The 256-nt window shown below is 42.6% G+C and carries 1 protein-coding gene; it reads left to right on the top strand.

Translation table 11 applies throughout. The annotated features are described in order from the left end of the window. Window positions 1–256, top strand: a 256-nt coding sequence (locus AAEY57_RS20460) for a 5'-3' exonuclease (RefSeq protein ID WP_350608718.1), incomplete at both ends; no start/stop codon positions are given.

Raw genomic sequence — 256 nt, 5'->3', positions numbered from 1 at the left:
TTCTAAAGGTGAGGCTACGGGCGCTATTTATGGCGTGATCAACATGCTTAAAAGCTTGATCAGACAATATGATCCCTCACACATGGTGGTTATATTTGACGCTAAAGGCAAAACGTTCCGTAACGATATGTATAGCGAATATAAGGCAAATCGTCCGCCTATGCCGGATGACTTACGCACTCAAATAGCACCGATACACAGTATTATTAAAGCGATGGGCTTTCCGCTAATTAGTATTGAAGGCGTTGAAGCTGAT

This window comes from Pseudoalteromonas sp. MER144-MNA-CIBAN-0113 (assembly GCF_040308965.1).
GTDB lineage: Bacteria > Pseudomonadota > Gammaproteobacteria > Enterobacterales > Alteromonadaceae > Pseudoalteromonas > Pseudoalteromonas tetraodonis.
Note: the sequence above shows the minus strand (reverse complement) of the source record. Positions and strands in the feature narration are given on the sequence as shown.